5 protein-coding genes are annotated in these 6,186 nt (G+C 64.6%); 1 reads left to right on the top strand and 4 read right to left on the bottom strand.

Annotated elements, in window-relative coordinates; all coding sequences use genetic code 11:
- The 4 genes from AACR77_RS07135 to AACR77_RS07120 all read right to left on the bottom strand — a co-directional run.
- A partial coding sequence (locus tag AACR77_RS07135) for a Gfo/Idh/MocA family protein (RefSeq protein ID WP_042880585.1) occupies window positions 1-462 on the bottom strand: 462 nt, incomplete at its 3' end.
- Between the two features lie 34 nt (window positions 463-496).
- Entirely contained in the window at window positions 497-1,354 is an 858-nt protein-coding gene (nfo, locus tag AACR77_RS07130) for a deoxyribonuclease IV (RefSeq protein ID WP_042880583.1), read from the bottom strand.
- Window positions 1,355-1,534: 180 nt separating this feature from the next.
- Window positions 1,535-2,584, bottom strand: coding sequence for a sensor domain-containing diguanylate cyclase (locus AACR77_RS07125; protein ID WP_081999408.1), 1,050 nt, complete (start codon window positions 2,582-2,584; stop codon window positions 1,535-1,537).
- 254 nt (window positions 2,585-2,838) lie between these two features.
- A complete protein-coding gene (locus AACR77_RS07120; protein WP_042880581.1) occupies window positions 2,839-4,875 on the bottom strand; it encodes a glycoside hydrolase family 3 protein in 2,037 nt (678 codons plus the stop codon).
- 231 nt (window positions 4,876-5,106) lie between these two features.
- Here AACR77_RS07120 and AACR77_RS07115 point away from each other — a divergent pair, with 231 nt between their 5' ends.
- Entirely contained in the window at window positions 5,107-6,117 is a 1,011-nt protein-coding gene (locus AACR77_RS07115) for a helix-turn-helix transcriptional regulator (RefSeq protein WP_042880579.1), read from the top strand.
- Window positions 6,118-6,186 lie beyond the last annotated feature (69 nt).

Raw genomic sequence — 6,186 nt, 5'->3', positions numbered from 1 at the left:
CCGCAGCTCGCGCGGCGGCGGCAGCAGGGGCAGGCGCTGCAACAGGGCGCGCATGGCGGGGAAGCACATTACCTTCATGGCCTCGAGCAGCAGCAGGCCCCGTGCGTGGGCGAGCGCCACCAGGGCGTCCCAATCCGCTACCCGGGTCACCGCCGGTTTCTCCACCAGTACGTGCTTGCCCGCCAGCAGCATCTGCCTCACCAGGCCCGCGTGCTCCGGGTGGATGACCGCCACATAGACGGCCTCCACCTCGGGGCTGGCGGCCAGGGCCTCATAGCTGCCATAGGCGTGGGGCAGCCCCAGATCCCGGGCGAACTCGTCCGCCCGTCCCTGGTCCCGGGCGGCGATGGCCACCACCTCGGCTCCCCTGGCGTGCCCGTTCACATCGCGGCAAAAACGCCGGGCGATGGCCCCCGCCCCGGCAATGCCAAAGCGCAGGGGCGCCCTTGTCTCGTCGTGCATCGTCTCTCCTTGCTACCCAATGTGGACCCCGGCATCACGCCGGGCGCGGGCTCCCGGCCAGGCTGCGCAGCCAGCTTATCTCCTCGCCCCAGATGGACTCGTCGATGGTCTCGAGGATAAGCGGGATGCCGTCAAAACGGTCGTCGTTCATGATGTGGTGGAACACCGCCTCGCCGAGGTTGCCCTCCCGCAGGCTGTGGTGACGGTCGACCCGACTACCGAAGGTACACTTGGCGCCGTTGATATGCATCCCCTTGAGGTACTGGAACCCCACGATGCGGTCGAAGTCGGCAAACACCGCCTCGCACCCCTCGGGGGTACGCAGATCGTAACCGGCGGCGAAGGCGTGGCAGGTGTCAAAGCAGACGCCGACCCGACTCTTGTCCTCTACCCCGTCGATGAGGGTGGCCAGATGCTCGAACGACCAGCCGAGGTTGGTACCCTGGCCGGCGGTATTCTCGATCACCGCCGTCACCCCTTCGCTGCGCTCCAGCGCCCAGTTGATGGACTCGCTCACGAGCTTGAGGCTCACCGCCTCGGGGATCTGCTTGAGATGGCTGCCCGGGTGGAAGTTCAGGTAGCACAGCCCCAGTTGCTCGCAGCGCTTCATCTCGTCCAAAAACGCATCCCGGGACTTGGCGAGGGCGTCGGGGTCGGGATGACCCAGATTGATGAGGTAGCTGTCGTGGGGCAGGATCTGCTCGGGGCGAAAGCCCTCCTTCTCGCAGGCGGCCTTGAAGGCGCGAATGCTGGCCTCGGAGAGGGGCGCCGCCTGCCATTGGCGCTGGTTCTTGGTAAACAGGGCGAAGGCGTTGGCCCCGATGGCTTTGGCCCGGGCGATGGTGTTTTCCACCCCGCCCGCCGCACTGACGTGGGCTCCGATAAATTTCATCTCATCTCCTGTGCACTGTGACCGGGTGCCTGCCGCGCTGGCCACCGCACCCGTTGCCGGGGCGCCATTATGCCCAAGCCAACCCCTTGCGCCAAACCGGGATTGTCGATGGGGGCAATGGAAAAGGCGCCCGAAGGCGCCCAGGGACACTCTCTTCCCTGCCCTCGCCGGGCCTTCGCACTAGCCGGGAGTGAATTCCACCCGGTTGCGGCCCCGCCGTTTCGCGGCGTAGAGGGCATCATCCGCCCGCTTGAGAAGGGTGCTGAGGGCGCCGTCTTCAGGTGACGAGGATGAATACCCGATGCTCGCGGTCAGCCTGATGGACTCGCCCTCGTACTCGATCACCTGGGCCTCGATGAGGGCGCGAAGGCGGTCGAGCACGGAAAACGGGGGCTCGCTGTCACCCCCCGTCATGATCATGGCAAATTCCTCTCCCCCGATGCGGGCGAAGATATCCTCCTGCCTCATGTTGCCCTTGACGAGGCTGGCCACCGCCTTCAATGCATGATCCCCGGCGACATGACCATATCGGTCATTGAGACGTTTGAAATGGTCCAGATCCAGAATGGCGATGATAAAAGGGGTGCCCGTCAGCCTGGACAATATCAGCCGCCGTTCTCCCTCATTCATGAAGGCCCGGCGATTGGCGGTCTCCGTCAGATAATCCGTGCAGGCCTGCTGCTCCATGTCGGCGATTTGAAGGTGCAACTGGATATTGAGGGCCAGCCAGTTCGCCAGACATTGCAATACCATGGCGTGGTCGGCGGTGTAATAGCCCTTCTCGTGGTGGGCGACATTCAGGGTCCCGATACTGACCGTCCCCTGAATCATGGGGGCATCCATGCAGCAGCCCATGCCGTGCCGGGAGAGCATCTCGCAATCGAGATCCGCGGACTGGGCCAGGTCGTCGCATATTCTCAGCATGCCGGTCGAAAATACCCGGCCCACCATGGTCCCTTGAATGGGCACCAGAAAATCCATGGGAATGGCATTGTTGCCCATCACCGAATAGAGCGTCAGGGAGTCTTCATTTTCCTTGATGGTGATGCTGACCCGTTCGGCAGAAAAAAGATGGAATATCCACTTCGCCATCACGTTCAATACATCCTGAAGGGACGCGGCCCTGGTCAGGTCCTGAATAAAGGTGACCGGGATGGTGATTGTCTTGCCGGGCCCCAGGCTGGACAAAAAATCTGGATCAAATATTTTTTCGTTATTGTGATGGTGCATAGCTACCTCGCCCATTTTTATTATTGCCACCCACGCTGTCCGATATGCCGGCCGCCAGGTGTCCAGATATTATTTGCCAGTGCCCCTCTCATGGGTGCCCCAGAGTATAACAACCGGGCTGGTTCTGAAATGCTCCTCATCTGGACCACATTCTCTCCCACCAGCAGCGCTGGCCAACAGGCGTGGCCATCACCACCGCCCCATGAAAAAGGCGCCCGAAGGCGCCTTGATGAGAGACAGAACATCCCTGTCCGTCAATAGGCCAGACCGGCCCCGTAGGGATAGAGCGGGCTTTGTGAGTCTTTGGCCACGTCCGGGGACTGGGTCAGCACCGCCTGCCAGCTGGAGGGCAGCTCGAAGGGGAGCTTGCCGCGTGCCTTCTGGGTGCCGCTCATGACATCGAACAGGGCCTGATCCAGGGCGCCGAAGTTGGCCAGCAGCACCTGAGCCGCCGGGGCCACCTGGGTCAGGATGGCGGGCCTGTCCAGATAGACGGAGAGCACCATGGGCACCCCGGCCTGCTCGATGGCCTGGATGGCGGCATAGTCATCCGCGCCGCGGTAGACCCCTTCGTGGGCCGTCTCCTGCACCACCTGATCATTGCTGGCAAAGCCGAGCTGACCGAAGTGGATGCTGCCAAACGGGAAACGGGGATCCTGCTCACCCGGTGCGTTGACCCGCACGATGGCAAGCTCCGCGTCGGCCAGGTTTGTCACCACCGTATAGCCGTTGGCCCTGGCCACCTCGGCGTTGACATTGTGCAGATAGACCCGCTTGCCGTCCGCCTTCAGCGGCAGCAGGGCCCCCTCGTTCTTCAGCAGCACGTGGGACGCGGCCTGGGCGGCCTGGGCCTCTTGCTGGAACTCGGTCTTGCCCACCAGGGCCACCGCGGCCTCGGCATCCACATAGGGATTCTCGAAGAGCCCGAGGGCAAACTTCTGGGCCAGGATCCGCTCGGCCGAAGTGGTGATGGCCGCCTCGGTCACCAGACCGCTCTGCACCGCCGCCAGCAAGGGAGCTGGGTCTTCCACGCCACCGAACTGATCCACCCCGGCGTCGATGGCCTTGGCATAACGCTCGGCCTTGGTGAGCTTCTCCACGCCCCAGGACATGCCAAAGGGCACGGTCCAGGGGCTCACCCCGGCATTGACTTCATCCTGAGTCAACCCCTGCTCGCAGCGGCTGTCACAGTCATTGACGATGCCCCAGTCGCTCAGCACCACGCCGTCAAACTTGAAGTGACCCCGCAACAGATCCGTGATGATCTGGCGGTTGAAGCCAAACCCCACCTCCTCGACGGGCTGCCCATCCTGGGTCAGGCCCAGAGGCATGGCGTAATAGGGCATCACGGCGGCCACCCTGGCCTCGAAGGCGCCCTCGAAGGGAACTAGGTGGTAGGCAAACTGGCCGCCGGGGTAAACCTGCTCCTTGCCCCAGGGGTTGTGGGCATCCAGCCCGTCCTTCTGGGGACCGGCCCCGGCGAAGTGCTTGACCACGGTGACCACGCTCTCCTTGCCTATCCCCTCGCTCCCCTGCTGGAAGCCCTCGATGTAGGCCTTGACCAGGGACTTGGCGAGCAGGTTATCTTCCCCGAAGGTGCCGTTGATGCGCCCCCAGCGCGGCTCGGTCGCAAGATCCGCCTGGGGCGAGAGGGCCTCGTGGATGCCGACGGCCCGGTACTCCTGACGGGCGATGTCGCCAAAGCGCTGCACCAGGGCAGCATCGCCGATGGCGGCCAGCCCCAGGGTTTCGGGCCACTGGGAGAAGGCCCCGGCACCGATGCTGGTGGCGTTGGGATCATGGGTGAAGTGGTTGCGGGGATCCGTGCTCACCGTCATGGGGATGCCGAATCCCACTCCTTCCAGCAGGGCCTGCAGGGTGTTGTTGTCCGCGGCGATGGCCGCCGGATCACCGGCCATGCGGGTGATGAAGGTGTTGACCCCGTCCTCGCGCAGCATCTTGTCCATGGCCGCGAGGTTCACCCGCCCCGCCCCGTCCAGCACCAGGGTGCCGTGCATCATCAGCCCTGCCTTCTGGGCCAGGGTGAGCCTGCCCACCAGATCCCGGGCCCGCTCGGCGGCGCCGAGGCGCCAGTCCTCGTAGGGGGTCAGAGTGCCGCTGCCATCGAGATCCTTGAATTGCAGGCCGTCCTGCTCGATGAGGGTGACGGTGCGGTGGCCCAGAACCGGCTGCTCGGGCTTGGGGGTGGAGTCGTTGTCGTTGCACCCTGCCAGCAGCAGGGCCCCGATGGCGAGGGCGACACGGGTTCGGGAGAGCGAGTGGTGTTTCATTGTTGTTATCTTCCTTGTGTGTGTAGGAGTGGCCACTCTATGCAAAAGCGGCCCCTCTCACTTGCCCGTCGGGTGCAGGAAGTTGCCGGTTGGGAGCAGGATTGAAAAGTGTGAAAAGGGTTGCAGGGTTACCCTTGGTTACAAATCTGAAACATGAAAGCGGCGCTGGCTCACGGCAATCCGCCGCCGTTGGCCGATGATGGTGGGCCACCGCTGACAAGGATTTTTGCCGTGAAGACCGTCTCCAACCGGATTGCCCTGCACTGCCTCAACCACTGGCAGGCCCGCGGGCGGGATCCTGCTGCCCTCCTGCACCCCTGCGGCATCGCTCACGAAGAGCTGCTGATCCCCCAGGGGCGGCTCGACACCGGGCGCCACTTCCGTCTGCTGGCCGGGGCAGCCCCCCACATGGATCTGGCCCTCGATTGGACGCCCCCCGCCCTCCCCGGTCTCTTTGCCGACTTCATGTCGCTGGCGAGCCTGTGCTGCAACGCCGCCACCCTTCGCCAGGCCCTGCACTTCTTTCTCGCCTACCGCCCCCTCATCGGCGAGAGCGACGAGATCCGCCTGCAAGAAGAAGAGGGACAGGCCAGGATCAGCTACCACTCGGAGTCCGATCATCCGGACGTCATCGCCCTGAGCAGCCTGGCCAACCTCTGCCACCTCTATGCCCTGCTCCAGTTCTACCACCCGGGCCAGGGGCTGCTGGTGCTGCCCACCCCGGTACGCCCCAGGCTGTGGCGTGAGCTGGCAGGCTGGCTGGAAGGGCGGTTGCAACAGGGGGCGGCCTTCGAGCTGCGCTTCCCCGCCGCCTTGCTCGATCTCGCCCACGAGCAGTGCAACCTGCCCCTGCAACCCCTGCTGCTCGGGGAACTCGACCGGCAGATGGCCCAGCTTCGCCCAAGCAGCCGCTACCGGGACAGGGTGATGGCACTCATCCGCCAGCAGCTGTGGCAAGAGAGCGCCGAGGCCTCCTCTCTGCTCGATGGGGTGTGCGAGCACCTCAAGCTGACCCGCTGGACCCTCAACCGCCATCTGCGGGAGGAAGGGTGCCACTTCTCGGGCCTGCTGGAGCGGGTGCGCCGGGAGGAGGCCTGTCGCCTGTTGCAGGATCCCGCCCTCCCCCTGCAGACAGTGGGGGAGCGCCTGGGTTTTGCCCGCCAGAGCAGCTTTACCCGCTTCTTTCGGGAGGCGTTTGCCCTCTCGCCGAGGGAATTTCGCTCAAGGCGCAGCCGCCTCTGAGGTGCCCCCGAGATGGGCGGCCAGCAACCCCGCCAGCCAGTGGATGAAGAGCTGGACCCTGGGGGCCAG

Origin of the sequence: Aeromonas sp. ZOR0002, assembly GCF_963866995.1 — a bacterium.
Classification (GTDB): Bacteria; Pseudomonadota; Gammaproteobacteria; order Enterobacterales; family Aeromonadaceae; genus Aeromonas; species Aeromonas caviae.
Note: the sequence above shows the minus strand (reverse complement) of the source record. Positions and strands in the feature narration are given on the sequence as shown.

Excerpts from the sequence above, each read along its gene's own strand:
- AACR77_RS07125 (WP_081999408.1), bottom strand. The coding sequence starts at position 2,584 with ATGCACCATCACAATAACGAAAAAATATTTGATCCAGATTTTTTGTCC.
- AACR77_RS07120 (WP_042880581.1), bottom strand. The coding sequence starts at position 4,875 with ATGAAACACCACTCGCTCTCCCGAACCCGTGTCGCCCTCGCCATCGGG.
- nfo (WP_042880583.1), bottom strand. The coding sequence starts at position 1,354 with ATGAAATTTATCGGAGCCCACGTCAGTGCGGCGGGCGGGGTGGAAAAC.